At 64.8% G+C, this 16100-nt stretch carries 16 protein-coding genes; 9 read left to right on the top strand and 7 right to left on the bottom strand.

Annotated features, from left to right (window positions below):
* Window positions 1–207: 207 nt before the first annotated feature.
* A complete protein-coding gene (locus ACFFJ7_RS09445) occupies window positions 208–1095 on the bottom strand; it encodes a branched-chain amino acid aminotransferase (RefSeq protein ID WP_166953174.1) in 888 nt (295 codons plus the stop codon).
* A gap of 253 nt (window positions 1096–1348) precedes the next feature.
* Between ACFFJ7_RS09445 and ACFFJ7_RS09440 the strand changes: the two genes are divergently transcribed.
* Genes ACFFJ7_RS09440 through ACFFJ7_RS09430 form a run of 3 tightly spaced genes read left to right on the top strand, consistent with a single transcriptional unit; the run spans window position 1349 to window position 4096 of the window.
* Window positions 1349–1915 carry a MarR family winged helix-turn-helix transcriptional regulator gene (locus tag ACFFJ7_RS09440; RefSeq protein ID WP_343042564.1) on the top strand — a complete coding sequence of 189 codons (567 nt, stop codon included), beginning with the start codon at window positions 1349–1351 and terminating at the stop codon, window positions 1913–1915.
* Between the two features lie 6 nt (window positions 1916–1921).
* Window positions 1922–2704 (top strand): response regulator, encoded by a 783-nt coding sequence (locus ACFFJ7_RS09435; protein WP_166953171.1) that lies wholly within the window; start codon window positions 1922–1924, stop codon window positions 2702–2704.
* A 6-nt stretch (window positions 2705–2710) separates the two neighbouring features.
* A complete protein-coding gene (locus ACFFJ7_RS09430) occupies window positions 2711–4096 on the top strand; it encodes an ATP-binding protein (RefSeq protein WP_166953169.1) in 1386 nt (461 codons plus the stop codon).
* Window positions 4097–4108: 12 nt separating this feature from the next.
* Here ACFFJ7_RS09430 and proC read toward each other — a convergent pair whose 3' ends face one another.
* The 3 genes from proC to ACFFJ7_RS09415 all read right to left on the bottom strand — a co-directional run bounded on the left by proC (window position 4109) and on the right by ACFFJ7_RS09415 (window position 6281).
* Entirely contained in the window at window positions 4109–4987 is an 879-nt protein-coding gene (gene proC, locus ACFFJ7_RS09425; RefSeq protein ID WP_377591937.1) for a pyrroline-5-carboxylate reductase, read from the bottom strand.
* Window positions 4988–5039: 52 nt separating this feature from the next.
* On the bottom strand, window positions 5040–5546 hold the full coding sequence (locus ACFFJ7_RS09420) for a type III secretion system chaperone family protein (RefSeq protein WP_166953167.1): 507 nt from the start codon (window positions 5544–5546) through the stop codon (window positions 5040–5042).
* Between the two features lie 429 nt (window positions 5547–5975).
* Window positions 5976–6281 carry an accessory factor UbiK family protein gene (locus ACFFJ7_RS09415; RefSeq protein WP_377591934.1) on the bottom strand — a complete coding sequence of 102 codons (306 nt, stop codon included), beginning with the start codon at window positions 6279–6281 and terminating at the stop codon, window positions 5976–5978.
* Window positions 6282–6624: 343 nt separating this feature from the next.
* On the opposite strand from ACFFJ7_RS09415, the gene trxA reads away from it, so the two are divergent.
* The 4 genes from trxA (at window position 6625) to ACFFJ7_RS09395 (ending at window position 9500) form a co-directional block, all read left to right on the top strand.
* Window positions 6625–7515, top strand: a complete 891-nt coding sequence (trxA, locus tag ACFFJ7_RS09410) for a thioredoxin (protein ID WP_166953164.1) — start codon at window positions 6625–6627, stop codon at window positions 7513–7515.
* Window positions 7516–7703: 188 nt separating this feature from the next.
* Window positions 7704–8384, top strand: coding sequence for an LON peptidase substrate-binding domain-containing protein (locus ACFFJ7_RS09405; protein WP_166953162.1), 681 nt, complete (start codon window positions 7704–7706; stop codon window positions 8382–8384).
* Between the two features lie 102 nt (window positions 8385–8486).
* Entirely contained in the window at window positions 8487–8696 is a 210-nt protein-coding gene (locus ACFFJ7_RS09400; protein ID WP_166953160.1) for a Trm112 family protein, read from the top strand.
* Window positions 8697–8795: 99 nt separating this feature from the next.
* Window positions 8796–9500, top strand: coding sequence for a transglycosylase SLT domain-containing protein (locus tag ACFFJ7_RS09395; protein ID WP_246225314.1), 705 nt, complete (start codon window positions 8796–8798; stop codon window positions 9498–9500).
* 25 nt (window positions 9501–9525) lie between these two features.
* Here ACFFJ7_RS09395 and ACFFJ7_RS09390 read toward each other — a convergent pair whose 3' ends face one another.
* From ACFFJ7_RS09390 to ACFFJ7_RS09380, 3 genes are all read right to left on the bottom strand, one after another.
* Entirely contained in the window at window positions 9526–9942 is a 417-nt protein-coding gene (locus ACFFJ7_RS09390; RefSeq protein WP_166953158.1) for a (deoxy)nucleoside triphosphate pyrophosphohydrolase, read from the bottom strand.
* A 9-nt stretch (window positions 9943–9951) separates the two neighbouring features.
* Window positions 9952–11193 carry a bifunctional glutamate N-acetyltransferase/amino-acid acetyltransferase ArgJ gene (argJ, locus tag ACFFJ7_RS09385; RefSeq protein ID WP_377591931.1) on the bottom strand — a complete coding sequence of 414 codons (1242 nt, stop codon included), beginning with the start codon at window positions 11191–11193 and terminating at the stop codon, window positions 9952–9954.
* A 171-nt stretch (window positions 11194–11364) separates the two neighbouring features.
* Complete coding sequence (locus ACFFJ7_RS09380) at window positions 11365–12300, bottom strand: peptidylprolyl isomerase (RefSeq protein ID WP_166953155.1); 936 nt, start codon at window positions 12298–12300, stop codon at window positions 11365–11367.
* A 416-nt stretch (window positions 12301–12716) separates the two neighbouring features.
* On the opposite strand from ACFFJ7_RS09380, the gene secA reads away from it, so the two are divergent.
* Together secA and ACFFJ7_RS09370 are read left to right on the top strand one after the other, a co-directional pair.
* The gene (gene secA / locus ACFFJ7_RS09375; protein WP_377591930.1) at window positions 12717–15503 is read left to right on the top strand and encodes a preprotein translocase subunit SecA; all 2787 of its coding nucleotides are present in this window, start codon (window positions 12717–12719) and stop codon (window positions 15501–15503) included.
* Window positions 15504–15508: 5 nt separating this feature from the next.
* On the top strand, window positions 15509–15928 hold the full coding sequence (locus ACFFJ7_RS09370; protein ID WP_377591929.1) for a lysozyme family protein: 420 nt from the start codon (window positions 15509–15511) through the stop codon (window positions 15926–15928).
* Window positions 15929–16100: the final 172 nt, after the last annotated feature.

Here is a 16100-nt window from a genome sequence, read left to right as displayed (position 1 = left end):
GGCGGGGAGACAACGCGATAGCTCTCGCCGCCGCCATGCGATAGTGGCCGCGCTGAGAGACGCCGGATAGATCCGAACGATCGGCAGGATCGTCTGTCGCAGACCGCCCCGGTCATCGGAAGTTGGTAGAGAAATATTTCGCAAGATATTGACAGAAAAGGCCCCACGCCGATTCCGGCGCGGGGTCGCCTATCGTCAGGCCCTCGCTCAGGCGGCGTTCTTCGCCGCGTGCACGAGGTTGTCGTAGTCTGTCAGCAGCGTCTTGGTGATGTCAGCAGGCGTGAAGTGGTGCGGACCGATCTCGGAAACCGGCGTGACCTCGGCAGCCGTGCCGGTGACGAAGCTTTCCGTGAAGCCGGAGAGTTCCTCAGGCATGATGGTACGCTCGATGACCGGGATACCGCGCTTCTTCGCCAGTTCGATAACTGTCTGCCGGGTGATGCCGTTCAGAAAGCCTTCGGGCGCCGGCGTGTGCAGTTCGCCGTCTTTGACGAAGAAGATGTTGGCGCCGGTGCATTCGGCCACCCGCCCGCGCCAGTCGAGCATCATGGCGTCCGAATAGCCCTTGCGTTCCGCCTTGTGCTTGGAGATCGTGCAGATCATGTAAAGGCCCGCCGCCTTGGCAGTCGACGGCGCGGTCGCGGGGTCCGGACGGCGGTATTCGGCGATATCGAGGCGGATGCCCTTCAGCCGTTCCTCGTGCGTGAAGTAGCTCGGCCACACCCAGGCGGCGATGGCGAGATGAATGGTGTTCTTCGGTGCCGAAACCCCGAGCGCCTCCGCGCCGCGCCACGCGATGGGGCGAACGTAGGCATCCACGAAGCCGTTTTCCTTCAGCACCAGAGCCTTGGCGGCTTCGATTTCATCGACGCTGTAGGGAATCTCGAAGTCGAGCAACTCACCGGATTTTTTCAGGCGCTCGGTATGCTCGCGCGACTTGAAGATGACGCCGCCGTAGGCGCGCTCGCCCTCGAAAACGGCGGAAGCATAATGCAAGCCGTGTGTGAGCACGGGAACCGTTGCCTCGCTCAACGGCACGAGCTTGCCATCGTACCAGACGACATTTTCTTTTTTATCATGCGGTGTGACCGACATAGAACTACTCCGAAAAGCTCCTTGAGACTGGTTCGGGAATCAGGACGCGGGCCGCGACGGTCGTGACGGCGGGCAATGTCGCCGTGCGAGGGCCGCTCCGTGTTATTTCCTTTCGCGGAACCCACTTGACGGGTAACGATGTTCCTGAAATATGTCAATAAGCCTGACGTAAATTGCGTGATAACTTTTTTCCGTTCTCCTCTCGTATCATGACTGCACAAATTCTCATCAGATGCAATCCGGGGAATGTCCTGTGAGTATCGCCAGTTCGCCGCGAACCAGCCCCGCGGCCTTTTCGTCGCTTCCCGAGTCCGGCAGTGCCGGCGCGGACGATACGGCCGGGCGGCCGGGAAACGACATCGTCGAGCTGCTCTTCTTCGCCTATCGGGACTTCGTCAGCGACCCCGATCGGCTGCTGACGCAATACGGTTTCGGCCGGGCGCATCACCGCGTGCTGCACTTCGTGGAGCGCCAGCCGGGCATGACGATCGCCGAAATGCTCGATATCCTGGGCATCACGAAGCAGAGCCTCAATCCGATTCTGAAGGACCTTGTCGAGAAAGGCTACATCGTGCAACGTACCGGCACGGTGGACAGGCGGCAGCGATTGCTGTTTCCGACCGACAAGGGGCGCGCGTTGTCGCTAGACCTGACGAAGCCGCAGCTCGGTCGCATCGCGCGCGCGCTCGCAGGGACAGAGCCGGACGTGCGGGCCAAAGTGACGGCGTTTCTGTTCGCCATGATCGATCCGGACGACCACGCGCATGTGGCGCGTCTCGTGTGGACGGAACCGGCGACGGACGGACATGACGCGGAGTAGCAGGCCATGACGGAAGTGGAAGCGGACACCACGGAAACAGCAAGCTCCGCAAGGCGGGGCGCGGGCGGGCTGCCGGACGACGCGCCGCATATCCTCGTCGTGGATGACGACCGGCGGCTGCGGGCGCTGCTGTCACGTTTCCTCACCGACAACGGCTTTCGCGTCACCGTCGCGCCGAGTGCGGCGGTTGCCGAATCGACGCTTAGCCATCTTGTCTTCGACGCGCTGGTGCTCGACGTCATGATGCCCGGCGAGAACGGCTTCGATTTCGCCCAGCGCTGGCGCAAGACGTCGTCCGTGCCCATCCTGATGCTGACGGCGCGCACGGATGGCGTAGACCGTGTGAAGGGGCTGGAGATCGGCGCGGACGACTATCTCGGCAAGCCCTTCGAGCCGCGCGAGCTTCTGCTGCGCCTCAGCAACATCATCCGGCGCAACACGGCGGCGGGAGAGGCGCAGGCGCCCGCCCGCACCCTGCCGGAGGTGATCCGGTTCGGCGGCTTCGTCTTCCGCTTCGATCGCGGGGAGTTGCGCCACGACGACGAGATCGTGCGCATCACGGAGCGGGAGCGGGAAATTCTCACCATTCTGGGCGAGGCGGCGGGCGGGCAGGTGCCGCGCGAGGAACTCGCGGGCAACGCACCGGTCGCAGCCGGGGGACTTGCCAGTGACCGCAATGTCGATGTCCAAATCAACCGGTTGCGCCGCAAGATCGAGCGCGATCCTGCCAATCCCGTCTATCTGCAGACCGTGCGCGGCGTCGGCTATCGCCTGCTGATCGACGGCTAGGCGGCCATGAGCAGCGCGGGCGCGACGGAAGAAAGAAGAGGGATCGCACGGCGCCTGTTCACCGGCCCACGGCGGCTGGCGCGCTGGCTGGGCAGCGCCATGCCCAAGGGCCTGTTCGTCCGCTCGCTGATCATCATCATCGCGCCGATTGTGATCCTGCAGTCGGTGGTGGCCTATGTGTTCCTGGAACGCCACTGGCAACTCGTGACGCGCCGGCTGTCGTCGGCGGTGAGCGCCGACATCGCCGCGCTGATCGACATCTACGACACCTATCCGCAACCCAATAACGCGGAAGACCTCGTCCGCATTGCCGTCGAGCGGCTCGGGCTCGATATCGAGTTCATGCCCGGCACGGAGTTGCCGCAGCCGGGGCCGAAACCGTTCTTCTCCATTCTCGACGAAGTGCTGAGCGACGAAATCCGCAAGCAGGTGGGCCGGCCCTTCTGGATCGACACGGTAGGGCGTTCCAATGTCCTCGAAATCCGCATCAAGCTCGACGACGATACGGTGATGCGCGTCTTCGCGCGGCGCAGCCTCGCCTATGCGTCGAACTCGCATATCTTCCTGATCTGGATGCTCGGCACCTCGCTGGTGCTGGTGACGATCGCGGTGCTGTTCCAGATCAACCAGATACGCCCCATCCTAAGGCTGGCGGACGCGGCTGAATCCTTCGGCAAGGGGCGCGAGGTGGATTTCCGCCCGCGGGGCGCGCGCGAGGTACGGCGGGCCGGCGTCGCGTTCCTTGAGATGAAACGGCGCATCGAACGGGCGATGGAGCAACGCACCACCATGCTCAACGGCGTCAGCCACGACCTGCGTACGATCCTCACGCGCTTCAGGCTGTCGCTGGCGCTGATGGCGGACGACCCGGACATCGAGGATCTGCGCAAGGATGTCGACGAGATGGAGCGGATGCTCGAAGCCTATCTCGCCTTCGCGCGCGGCGACACCGGGGAGCAGGCGGCGCCTACAGATATCCGCGCCATTCTGGAAAGCCTGCGCGCGGACTATGCCCGTCAAGGGCGCGAGGTGACGATCGGGGCATCCGGCGACATGACGGTGACGGTGCGTCCCTTCGCCTTCCAGCGCCTCGTCGGCAATCTCGTCGCCAACGCCGTGCGCTACGGTACCCGCGTCAGCATCGCGGCGACCCGCCTGCCGCGCTGGCTCGCGATCACGGTCGACGACGACGGCCCCGGCATCCCCCCCGAGCTGCGGGAGGAGGCGTTCAAGGCGTTCGTGCGTCTCGATTCCGCGCGTAACGTCGACGACGGCGGCACCGGGCTTGGCCTTGCCATCGCCCGCGACATCGCCCGCTCGCACGGCGGCAACGTCATCCTCTCCGACAGCCCCATGGGCGGGCTGCGGGCAACGATCCGCGTGCCCGTATGAGCCGCGCCCGGGTCAGCCGGAAAGCTCGCCGGCCCTTCGCCTGGCGGCGGCCACGGCCTGCGTGACGATCGGGCCGATGCCGTTCTCGCCGCTCAGCACCGCAAGCGCTGCTGCCGTGGTGCCCCCCTTCGAGGTCACGGCCTCGCGCAGCTCGGCCGCTGATAGCGGGGATTGGTCGAGCAGCGCGCCGGCGCCCGTCACCGTGGCGCGCGCCAGCCGCTGCGAAAGCGCCGCCGGAAGGCCGGCCGCCACGCCAGCCTCTGCCAGCGCCTCGACGAGATAAAACACGTAGGCCGGTCCCGATCCCGAAACGCCGGTGAGGGCGTCGATCAGGCTTTCGTCATCGAGCCATTCGACGGCGCCGGCTCCCGACAGCAACACCGTTGCCGTGGCGCGCTGCGCCTCGCTCGTCCCCGGAGCGGCGACGACGCCGGTGATGCCGCGGCCGATGGAGGCAGGCAGGTTGGGCATCGCCCGGACGATGGCGCGCGTGCCGGGAAGCCGCTGCGAGAGATTATCCAGCGTCTTGCCGGCGAGAATCGACAGAACCAAAGTGCCCGGCGCCGCAAGCCGTGCAAGATCGGGCGCGATCTCGTCCAGGAACTGCGGCTTCACCGCCAGCACCAGAACCTCCGGCGCGCCGATATCCCCGGAGGCGGGATTGAGGCCGATGCCGCGCTCTGCCGCGATCCGCACGATATCGGCGGAGGGGTGGGGATCGATGATCGTCACCCGGACGGGATCGAGGCCGGATTTCAGCCAGCCGTCGAGCAGGGCTCCGCCCATCTTGCCCGCGCCAACCAGAACGAGCGACAGCGGAAGCGCGGCATCGGGCGGCGGGCTTTCCAGAATGTCGGAAAACCGCTGCACAGTCTGCACTCCCGTCGTCATCTCATCATCCCTCGTTTGTAGCCAGTCCTGGAAAACAGCCGGAGCCAGGCGCTCAGGCCTCGCCCTCCGTCTCGAACAGCACACCTTCCAGCGCCTCGTGCGCGCTCTTGCCGGCCCAGAGCACGAACTGGAACGCCTGATAATAACGCTCGCACGTCTCCACCGCCACCTGCAGCATCGTCTCGCACTGGTTGCGAGTCGGTTCCACGCCGCCCGACAGCAGAAGCGCGTGGCGGAACATGACGACGTTCTCCCGCGTCCACAGGTCGAAATGCCCGACCCACAACTGTTCGTTGATGAGCGAGATCAGCTTGAGCATTTCGGGCCGTTGACGCTCCTGCACCTTGAGGTCGAAGGCACAGGCAAGGTGCAACGCCTCCATTTCCTCAATCCAGGTAAAGGCGATATGATAATCTGCCCAGCCGCTCGTGATCGAGACCGACATCTCGTTGTCGTCGGCGCGATCAAACGTCCAGTCGTTCATCGACGCATAACGCTCCACGACATCCAGCGGGTGCTCGTCCCGCTCGGGGACGATTTCAAAGTCGAGATGTGTCATATCGTTCCCTCGCCGATCCCTCGGCTCGCACTGAAACAAAATACGATGGGCCGTGCGGGCAAGCAGGGCGCACGCCATCGATATTGCGGGACGGTGGAAAAAAGAAGACATTCGCCCTGTCGCCACAGGGCACCTTCCGGTTGTACCTCAATCTGCTCATATGCATCCGATCCTGTGTTCAGGACGTGCCGCAGCAGTACATCCATGGCGAATCACCCTTATAATCAAGGGAGATACCAACGAAGAGCATTGCATGCAATGCAGGATCATCGTCAGGGATTCGCTCGTCTCCCACAATGGGCCCCCGACAGGTTTCCACACCCGTATTTTTCACAAACATTCAGAATAAGCCGGCAAAAAGAAAATGCAACCCTGCCGCCCGTTCCCATGAAACGTGAGAACGCCCGCGACGTTACGGTTGTCAGTACATTATGGAGACGTAGTGGCAGCATCCTCGGATGCGGCATTCTGCCGCACATCTTCCGGACCAGCCAGACGCGCCTCAAGGGCTTCGATACGGGCGAGGAGCCTCTCGTTTTCCTCGCGTGCCGCGATGGCGATCTCGCGCGCAGCCTCGAATTCCTCGCGGGAGACGACGTCGAGGGACCGCAGAAGACGCTCCGCCTGCACGCGCGCCGCCGTTTCCACCTCGCGCCGCGCGCCGTCAGCCAAGCCGGCGGCATCGGTGATGAGGCGTGCAAAATCGTCGAAAATCCGGCCGCTCGTCTGTGTCATGGCATTATTCCTTTCCGCCCCCGCACCAACTCGGTCGTCTAATATAACATAATTCGCCATCGTTCCACCTCGGCGGGGCAGGGTACGGACCGCGCACGGAAACGACGGCGATGAGCGCGATAGAGATTGCGCTCGGAAAGCAAGGACCCCATTTTCCAGGCGTCGGGATGCGTTCCCGGCGAAGGGTTTCGCGGAGGCGGCAGGGCGGGGCGCTCTTTCGGGACGGTCTCCGGCGCCTTCCGGCGACGAAGGACTTCTTTTCGAGCATGGATTGGTGCGCTAAAGAGTTTCGCCTGTCTGCCGGGTTTGCCGTCATCATCGAGGATCGTCGAAGGGGAACGTTATGGTTGCCGAAACACAGTCTCCGTCCGCTGCTCTGGTCAAGGATACGACCACGCGCGATTTTCGCCAGGACGTGATCGCCGAGTCCATGAGCCAGCCGGTTCTGGTCGATTTCTGGGCGCCGTGGTGCGGCCCGTGCCGGCAACTCACGCCGATCATCGAAAAGACGGTCAAGGCGGCGCAGGGACGTGTCAGGCTCGTCAAGCTGAACATCGACGATCATCCCGAAATTCCCGGGCAGCTCGGCATCCAGTCCATTCCGGCCGTCATCGCGTTCCAGAAGGGCCAGCCCGTCGACGGCTTCGTCGGCGTGCTGCCTGAAAGCCAGGTCAAGTCCTTCATTGAACGCCTGGTCGGGCCGCTTGGCGGCGCAGACGCCCTGCTCGACGAAGCGGACGCCAGGGCGGCGGCCGGAGATGTCTCGGGCGCGGCCGAAATCTATGCGGCCGTGTTGGCGCAGACGCCTGAGAGCACCCGCGCCATCGGCGCGCTGGCGCGCCTGCACGTGACGCTGGGCGATCTGGAGGGCGCGCAGCGCTTTCTGGACATGGTACCCGCCGACAAGACGAACGATCCCCATATTTCCGCCGCCCGCGCCGCGCTGGAGCTGGCCGCGCAGGCGGAGGGCCTGGGCGACGTCCGGGAACTGGAGCAGCGCGTCGCCGCCTCTCCGGACGACCATCAGGCTCGCTTCGACCTCGCGCTGGCGCTCAACGGCCGGAACCGGCGCGAGGAGGCGGCGCTGCAGCTCATCGAACTCGTGCGCCGCGATCGCGGCTGGAACGACGACAGCGCGCGCAAGCAGCTTCTGCAGTTCTTCGAGGCCTGGGGGCCGACCGATCCGGCGTCCGTCCTCGGGCGGCGGCGGCTTTCGTCGGTGCTGTTCTCGTAGGGGACCTTCGGAGGGCCCGGCCGCAAGCCGGCCGGAGCATTCCCGCTTCTCGCCGAAGCCTCCGGATTGCTCCGGCCTCGCGTTTGACGCCGGCTTCCGGCGTTCGACGCGAGCTTTTTGGATCTGATGCGTTTTCGGGCTGGAATGCGGTATCCGCTCCTGCCGCGAAAGCACCATGGGAGGTGGCCATGAACCCTGTGCAGCGTTCGAATCCGGTCCATTGGTCCGCGGCCGATTGCCCCGGCGTGATCCCTCTTTTCCCGCTCGCCGGGGCGTTGCTGCTTCCGCGCGGGCAACTGCCGCTCAACGTCTTCGAGCCGCGCTACCTCGCCATGGTGGACGATGTGATCGGCAGCAAGCGCGTGATCGGTATCGTCCAGCCCGACGCAGAAGCCGCCGACGTCGACGTGCCGCCACTCTACAAGGTGGGATGCGCGGGGCGCATCACACAATTCGTCGAGGTGGAATACGGCCGTTATCTCGTGTCCCTGACGGGGATTTCCCGCTTCCGCCTGATCGAGGAACTGCCGGTGCTGACGCCCTACCGGCAGGCGCGCGTCGACTACGAGCCCTATCGGGAGGACTTCAACGCCCGCGCCGGCGAGGATGAGGTCGACCGCCAGGCGGTGATCGACGTGCTGCACCGCTTCGCGGAAGCGAAGGACCTGCGAATCGACTGGAAAAGCATCGAGGAGGCGTCGAACGAGGCGCTCGTCAACGCCCTGTCGATGATGAGCCCGTACGGCGTGCGCGAAAAGCAGGCGTTGCTCGAAGCCCCGGATCTGAAGGCGCGCGCCGACACGCTCGTGGCGATCACGGAAATCGAGCTGGCGCGCTCCGGCGACGCGCCCGACACCACATTGCAGTGACACGGCGCAGTAAGACAGGGACGGTAATTGTTGACGGCACGCGCCGATCCTGCTTACTCCCGCATGAAAATCCGCGCAGCAGGCGCGCAGGAGAGCACAAGCATGAGCCATCAGAATTCACAAGCAGAAGCCGCTTCGCCGACCAGAATCGATCCCAAGCTGCTCGAACTGCTCGTCTGCCCGCTGACGAAGGCGCCGCTGGAGTACGACGCAGAAAAGCAGGAGCTCATCAGCCGGCAGGCGAAGCTCGCCTATCCGATCCGCGACGGGATCCCGATCATGCTGCCGGAAGAGGCGCGCACGCTCTCTTGATTTCCGCGCCTGATCACTAACATGAAGTTTTAAGGAAAGTGCTGTAGCGTACAGCTCGTCTGTACGTTGCGGAAAGTCTCTTGCAGGATCGGATAAACCATGCGCCGCATACTTGTCATTGGCATGCTGACACTGTCTTCAGCAGCATGGGCTCAGGGCACGCCGGCGCAGGAAGCCACAACGAAAGTCGCAGTCACGGAAACGGCGCCGCCGGAAGCGGCGGCACCGGTGCAGTCGATACAGCCGGCGGACGGCAAGGCCGGCTATCGCGCGATCCTGCGGAAAAAGGCAGCAGCAGCGGGCGTGCCCTTCGAACTGGCAGACGCCGTGGCCGAAGTCGAGAGCGGCTACGATCGCGGAGCTGTCGGTGGCGTCGGCGAGGTCGGCCTGATGCAGCTGCTGCCCTCGACTGCGCGGATGCTCGGCTTCTCGGGGCCGACGAAAGACCTGTTCGAGCCTGAAACCAACATCCACTACGGGGTAACCTATCTCGCGCAGGCGTGGCGGCTTTCCGGCAACGACGTCTGCACAACGGTAATGAAATACCGCGCCGGCCATGGCGAGAGCCGGTTTTCGCATCGCTCCGTGGATTATTGCATCAGGGTAAGGCGCGGCCTTGCCGCGCGCGGCTATGCGGTGACGGGCGAGGTGCCCAAGGCCACCTTCGGCGAACCGGTCGGCGGCGGAACGCGCGTCGCGGGGAAAATACGCAAGAAAAGCCGGCTGAACTGGACGGCGGCGGATGCCCGTTGGCGCAAGGTCACAGGGCAGATCAATTCCGCCAGCCTGATGATCATGCAATAACCTGTTCGACAGGTTTTCCAGCAGGTTACTGCAAATCTATGAGAAACGGGATGAGCGGCGCATCCGCAGGCGGCATGGGATAGTCGCGCAGGCTGCGGGGCGCGACCCATTTGAGCGCCTGGCCCTCGCGCGAGGAGGCCGTGCCTTCCCACCGGCGGCAGACGTAGAGCGGCATCAGCAGGTGGAAGTTCTCATAGGTATGGCTCGCGAAGGTAAGCGGCGCGAGGCAGGCTTCCTTGACGACAATGCCAAGTTCCTCCGCCAGCTCCCGGATGAGCGTCTCCTCTGGGCTTTCGCCCGGCTCCAGCTTGCCGCCCGGAAACTCCCACAACCCCGCAAGCGCCTTGCCTTCCGGCCGCTGCGCGATGAGCACGCGCCCATCGGCATCGATCAGCGCGCAGGCGACAACGAGCAGCAGCTTCCGGGGGGCGTCGGCCGTCATGATCGAACCTTACGAACGGTAGTCGCCGTTGATGACGACGTATTCCTTGGTCAGGTCGCAGGTCCAAACGGTCGCCGCGCCGCGCCCGAGCCCCAGGTCGACGCCGATGACGATCTCGTCGTTGCGCATGTAGGCGGATACGGCTTCCTCGTCGTAGGTGGGATCACGCTCGCCTTCGTGCGCCACGCGGATGCCGCCGAAGGAGATGGACAGGCGGTCGCGATCCGCCGGCTCACCGGCCTTGCCAACCGCCATCACGACCCGGCCCCAGTTGGCATCCTCGCCTGCGGCGGCGGTCTTCACCAGCGGCGAGTTGGCAATGGAAAGCGCGACCCGCTTGGCGGAGGCAGCGCTGACCGCGCCTTCCACCTTCACGGTGATGAACTTGCGCGCCCCTTCGCCGTCGCGCGCCACCTGCTGCGCGAGGTCGACCAACAGCTTGTTGAGGGCGGCGCGGAAACCGGACAGGCGCCGATCGCCAGCCGTCTCGATCAGCGGCGCGCCGCGTTTCGCCGCCGCCCCCGTGGCGAAGGCAAGCAGCGTGTCGGATGTCGACGTGTCGCTGTCGACGGTGACGGCATTGAACGAACCCTGCACGCCGCGTGAAAGCAGGCCCTGCAGCGCGCTGGCGGACAGTGGCGCATCCGTGACGACGAAGGCCAGCATCGTCGCCATGTCGGGCGCGATCATGCCCGCGCCCTTGGCGAAGCCGTTGATGGTGACAGCGACGCCGCCGATGGTGGCGGTGCGGGTCGCGACCTTCGGAAACGTGTCCGTGGTCATGATGGCGCGGGCAGCGTCGATCCAGGCCGTTTCCGTGGCGGCGTGCGCGCAGTCGGCCAGCACGTTGCCGAACTTCGTGGCATCGAGCGGCTCGCCAATCACGCCGGTGGAGGCGAGAAAAACCTCTTCCTCCGCGCATCCGACGACGCCGGCGGCGAGCTTAGCCGTCAGCGCCGTTGACTCGCGGCCCTTCCTGCCGGTGAAGGCATTGGCATTGCCGGAGTTGACCACGAGGGCGCGCGCCGTGCCGTGCGGCAGATTGGCACGGCACCAGTCGACAGGCGCCGAGGGGCAGCGCGAGCGTGTGAACGCGCCGGCAACCACCGTGCCGGGATCGAAGACCGCAAGCAGCACGTCGGTGCGCCCGGCATAGCGGATGCCCGCCGCCGCCGTTGCGAAACGCGCACCGGGAATGGCGGGCAGGTCGGGATAAGTCTTCGGCGCGAGCGGGGATATCGTCGTGGACATGATGTTTCGTCAACCGTTATGCGGAAGGAAGCCGTCTGGCGCATCGGGCCGCAAACCGAGCCCGGCCATCCTGAAAAAATTGTGCATACCCAAAGAAATGGAGCGGCAGGCTCGCTTTTGGCCTGAAGTCCGCCGCCCGGGGTTCACGTGGCCGTGCGCTGCGCCGGAATGTTACTTCTTCGCCGGCGCGGCAGGCTTCGCGGCATCGGCGGCACCGTTGCCGGACGCGGGCGCATCGCCCTTTTCGGCGCCGGCGGGCTTGTCCAGCCGCTCGATCTTTGCCTTCTCGCGCAGCGCCAGAACCGCTTCCTGCTGGGCACGCTGAACGATGAAGGTCTCGATCTGGTCCTTGACCTCCTCATAGGTCGGCACAGGCTTCTGGCGCCGGTCCTCGACCTTGATCACGTGCCAGCCGAACTGGCTCTTGACGGGATCGGACACCTTGCCGGGATCGAGCTTGAAGGCGATCTCGGAGAACTCGGGCACCATGCGGTCGCGCGTGAAATAGCCGAGGTCGCCGCCTTCCTTGGCGGAGCCGGGGTCCTTCGACAGCTCGGTGGCAAGAGCCGCGAAATCCTCACCCTTTTTCAGGCGCTCGGCCACGGCTTTCGCGGCGGCCTCGTCCGGAACGAGAATATGGCGTGCGCGCACCTCATCCTCAGGCGTCAGGTTCTTGATGGTCTCTTCATAGAGCTTGCGCCCCGCTTCGTCGGTGGCCGCATCGCGGGCGACCTTCGCAAGGTACTCGTCGACGAGCACCTTGTCGCGGGCATAGGCGAGCCGCCCGGCAAAACCGGCCGATTCGTCGAGCTTCTCCGCCTGCGCCGCCGCGGAACCGAGGCGAATGTCGATCAGATAGCCCACGAGATAATCGCGCCGCTGCGCTTCCGGCATAGCGGGCAGGCGGTCGCTCAGCTCCTCCGCAGCGAGGGCGAGGTCGCGCTCGGTGATCGTGGCGCCATTGACGCGCGCGAGAACCTTGTCGCCGGCCTGCGTCTCGGCGGATGCGGGAGAAGAAGCGGCTGGCTGCTGGGCCACCGCCACGCCCGAATACGCAACGAGCGAGGCGGCCAGAAGGGCGGGAAGGCGGAAACGGCGCGCGATCATGGTGCAATCCAGAAAATAGTGGCGTGGTTGGACGCCGCCGGGGGCAGGGCAGATTCGCGACCTTCCCGGCTGCGAACCGATGAATGAGTGGCGTAACCCGCCGACAATGGCAAGGAAATTTGTCGGAAAGGGGATTCCTCGGAAACAGAAGTTCAGCGGAAAGGAGATTCATGGGAAAAAGGCATTCCGGCCGTCCGCCCTCATCGACGGATTCCGATTGTCGCCCGCCGCCTGTTGACAGCAGGCCCGGATGCGCCCATCTCGCTTTTGTGTCGTCCATGCCGCCTTGACCATTATCCCGATGTTCATGGTGGCATTGCGCGCGTCGCTGCTCTGGACCGTGGCCTTTTCGCCGGTTAAACCGTGTGGGGCGGCGTGCTGACGCACGCGATATTCTCTGTTCTGGAAGGCTTTCCATGTTAGGCGGCATTGCGAGAAAACTCTTCGGTTCGGCCAACGACCGGCGCTTGAAGTCCTATCGGGGGCGGGTGGCTGCCATCAACGCGCTCGAACCCGAGATCGCCGCCTTGTCCGACGAGGCGCTGAGGGCGCGCACGGCGGAGTTCCGCCAGCAGCTCGCCGATGGAAAGCCGCTTGACGACCTGCTGGTGCCCGCCTTCGCCACGGTGCGCGAGGCAGCGAGGCGCGTTCTCGGCCAACGCCATTTCGACGTGCAGCTCGTCGGCGGCATGGTGCTGAACGAGGGCGCCATCGCGGAAATGCGCACCGGCGAGGGCAAGACGCTGGTCGGCACGCTGCCGGTGTATCTGAACGCGCTGACGGGCAAGGGCGTCCACGTCGTCACCGTCAACGACTATCTGGCAAGCCGCGACGCCGGCACCATGGGCCGCATCTACCGCTTCCTCGGGCTGTCCGTGGGTGTGATCACCCACGGCCTCGACGACGACCAGCGCCGCACGGCCTACGCGGCGGACGTGACCTATGGCACCAACAACGAATACGGCTTCGACTACCTGCGCGACAACATGAAGTACGACCTCGGGCAGATGGTGCAGCGGGGCCACAACTACGCCATCGTCGACGAGGTCGATTCGATCCTGATCGACGAGGCGCGCACGCCGCTCATCATCTCGGGGCCGCTCGACGACCGTTCCGATCTCTACAACACCATCAACGCCCTGATCCCGCGCCTGACGCGCGACGACTACGACCTCGACGAGAAGCAGCGCGCCGTCTCCCTCACCGAGAAGGGCAACGAGCGGATTGAGGAAATCCTCGTCGAGGCAGGACTGCTGAAGGAGGACGCGGGGCTCTACGACGCGGCGAATGCCTCGCTCGTGCACCACGTCAACCAGGCGCTCCGGGCACATACGCTGTTCCAGCGCGACAAGGACTACATCGTGCGCAACGGCGAGGTCGTCATCATCGACGAATTCACCGGCCGCATGATGCAGGGGCGGCGCTATTCGGAAGGCCTGCACCAGGCGCTGGAGGCCAAGGAGCACGTGCAGGTGCAGCCTGAAAACCAGACGCTCGCCTCGATCACCTTCCAGAACTATTTCCGCCTCTACGGCAAGCTCGCGGGCATGACCGGCACCGCCGCGACCGAGGCGGACGAATTCGCCGACATCTACCACCTCGACGTCGTGGAGGTGCCGACCAACCTGCCGGTGCGCCGCGTCGACGAGGACGACGAGGTCTATCGCACCGAAAAGGAGAAGCTGAAGGCCATCGCACGCGAGATCGAGGAGGCGTCCGCGAAGGGGCAGCCCATTCTCGTCGGCACCACCTCCATCGAGAAGTCCGAAGAACTCGCGCGCTACCTCGCCGAGCACGACTTCCGGCAGATCGACTTCGCGACGTCCGACACCTTGCGCCCGGTGTTCGAGGCGGCACGCACGGGCAAGCCCAGCAAGCACTTCGCGGTGCTGAACGCGCGCTTCCACGAGCAGGAGGCCTTCATCGTCGCCCAGGCCGGCGTGCCGGGCGCGATCACCATCGCCACGAACATGGCCGGTCGCGGCACGGACATCCAGCTCGGCGGCAACGCCGACATGCGCATAGAGCAGGAACTGGGACCGGAGCCGGAAGAGGGCGCCGACAGCCCCGAGCGGGCCGCGCGCGAGGCTGCCATCCGTGAAGAAGTCGCGGCCTTCAAGCAGCGCGCCATCGCCGCCGGCGGCCTCTACGTGGTCGGCACGGAGCGGCACGAGAGCCGGCGCATCGACAACCAGCTGCGCGGTCGTTCCGGCCGCCAGGGCGACCCCGGGCGCTCCAAGTTCTACCTGTCGCTGCAGGATGACCTGATGCGCATCTTCGGCTCGGACCGCATGGACGGCATGCTGACGCGCCTCGGGCTGAAGGAGGACGAAGCCATCGTCCATTCCTGGATCAACAAGGCGATCGAAAAGGCGCAAGGCAAGGTCGAGGCGCGCAACTTCGATATCCGCAAGAACATCCTGAAGTACGACAACGTCATGAACGACCAGCGCAAGGTCGTCTTCGAGCAGCGGCGCGATTTCATGTCGCGCGATTCCGTGCGCGAGGAAGTCGACGAGATGCGCCATGGCGTGATCGACGATCTGGTGGCGCGCCACATTCCGCATGACGCCTATCCGGAACAGTGGGATGCGGAAGGGCTTGCCGAGGCGGTTCGTGACGTCCTCAACCTCGACCTGCCGGTCGCTGACTGGGTCAAGGAAGACGGCATCGCCGACGACGAACTTCGCGAACGGATCAGGACGGCCGCCGACGAAGCCTATGCGGCGCGCGTCGAACGCAACACGCCGGAACTCTCCACCTATGTGGAAAAGCAGGTGCTGCTGCAGTCGCTCGATCATCTGTGGCGCGAACATCTGGTAACGCTGGACCATCTGCGGCAGGTGGTGGGGTGGCGCGGACTGGCGCAGCGCGACCCGCTCAACGAATACAAGGCCGAGGCGTTCCAGCTCTTCAACGGGCTCATCGACCAGTTGCGTACACAGGTGACGCGGCAGGTATCCCGCGTCGAGATCGTGATGCGGGCGCCGGAGCAGGAAGAGGCTGCGCTGGCGCACGCACCGGCGCTGGCAGGGGCCGATTCTGCCGTGCAAGGGGCGGAAGCGTCGTTTGCCGCACCCTATGCCTACGACGCCGACGTCGACCCCGACGATCCCGCGACGTGGGGCAAGGTGGGCCGGAACGACCCCTGCCCATGCGGCTCCGGGCGCAAGTTCAAGCATTGCCACGGCCGGTTCGCCTGACGCGGATGGACGCCGACCTGATCCGGCAATGCGCCGTTGACAGTCTGCTGCCCGCAATCGTCGAGCAATTCATCGCCACGGCGGGGGCGCGCTCACCGTTCGATATCGTGATAACCATCGACGGTCGCAGACTCGACATTCCACCCCCGCCGTCGGAAGATGAAGCGCTGCGGATCGTGCGCCACTTCGTATCGGCCGGCGGGGATGTGCGCGTTGGGCTGACACGCTTTCCCGCGCATCTCGCGGCGGAAGATCCGTCGGGGATCGACATGGCCGTTATCGATCCCTGCCTCAATGTACGCATCGGCACTGCCCTGTTCGCGCGGATTTACGAGCGGGAACGCGCCCGGGACAATTCGTCCGACGCCGATGCGTTCGCCAGGGCTGCAGCCATCTATTTTTCCGAGCACCCGCTGAAGGAATGATCGGCCGGGCGCGACCGGCAAGCATGTCTCCAGTCTGGAACACTGATATCCGGCAGCGATAATAACCATATTGATTTGTTAAAAAACTTACATTTATTTTTTTCTTTTTACATACCCCACTACATTACTTCAACAGACCGAATCCGGACGACGACTTGCGAAAAATGTTGTA

The organism is Pseudochelatococcus lubricantis, assembly GCF_042432495.1.
GTDB lineage: Bacteria > Pseudomonadota > Alphaproteobacteria > Rhizobiales > Beijerinckiaceae > Pseudochelatococcus > Pseudochelatococcus lubricantis.
This window is presented reverse-complemented; position numbering and strand designations above follow the sequence as displayed.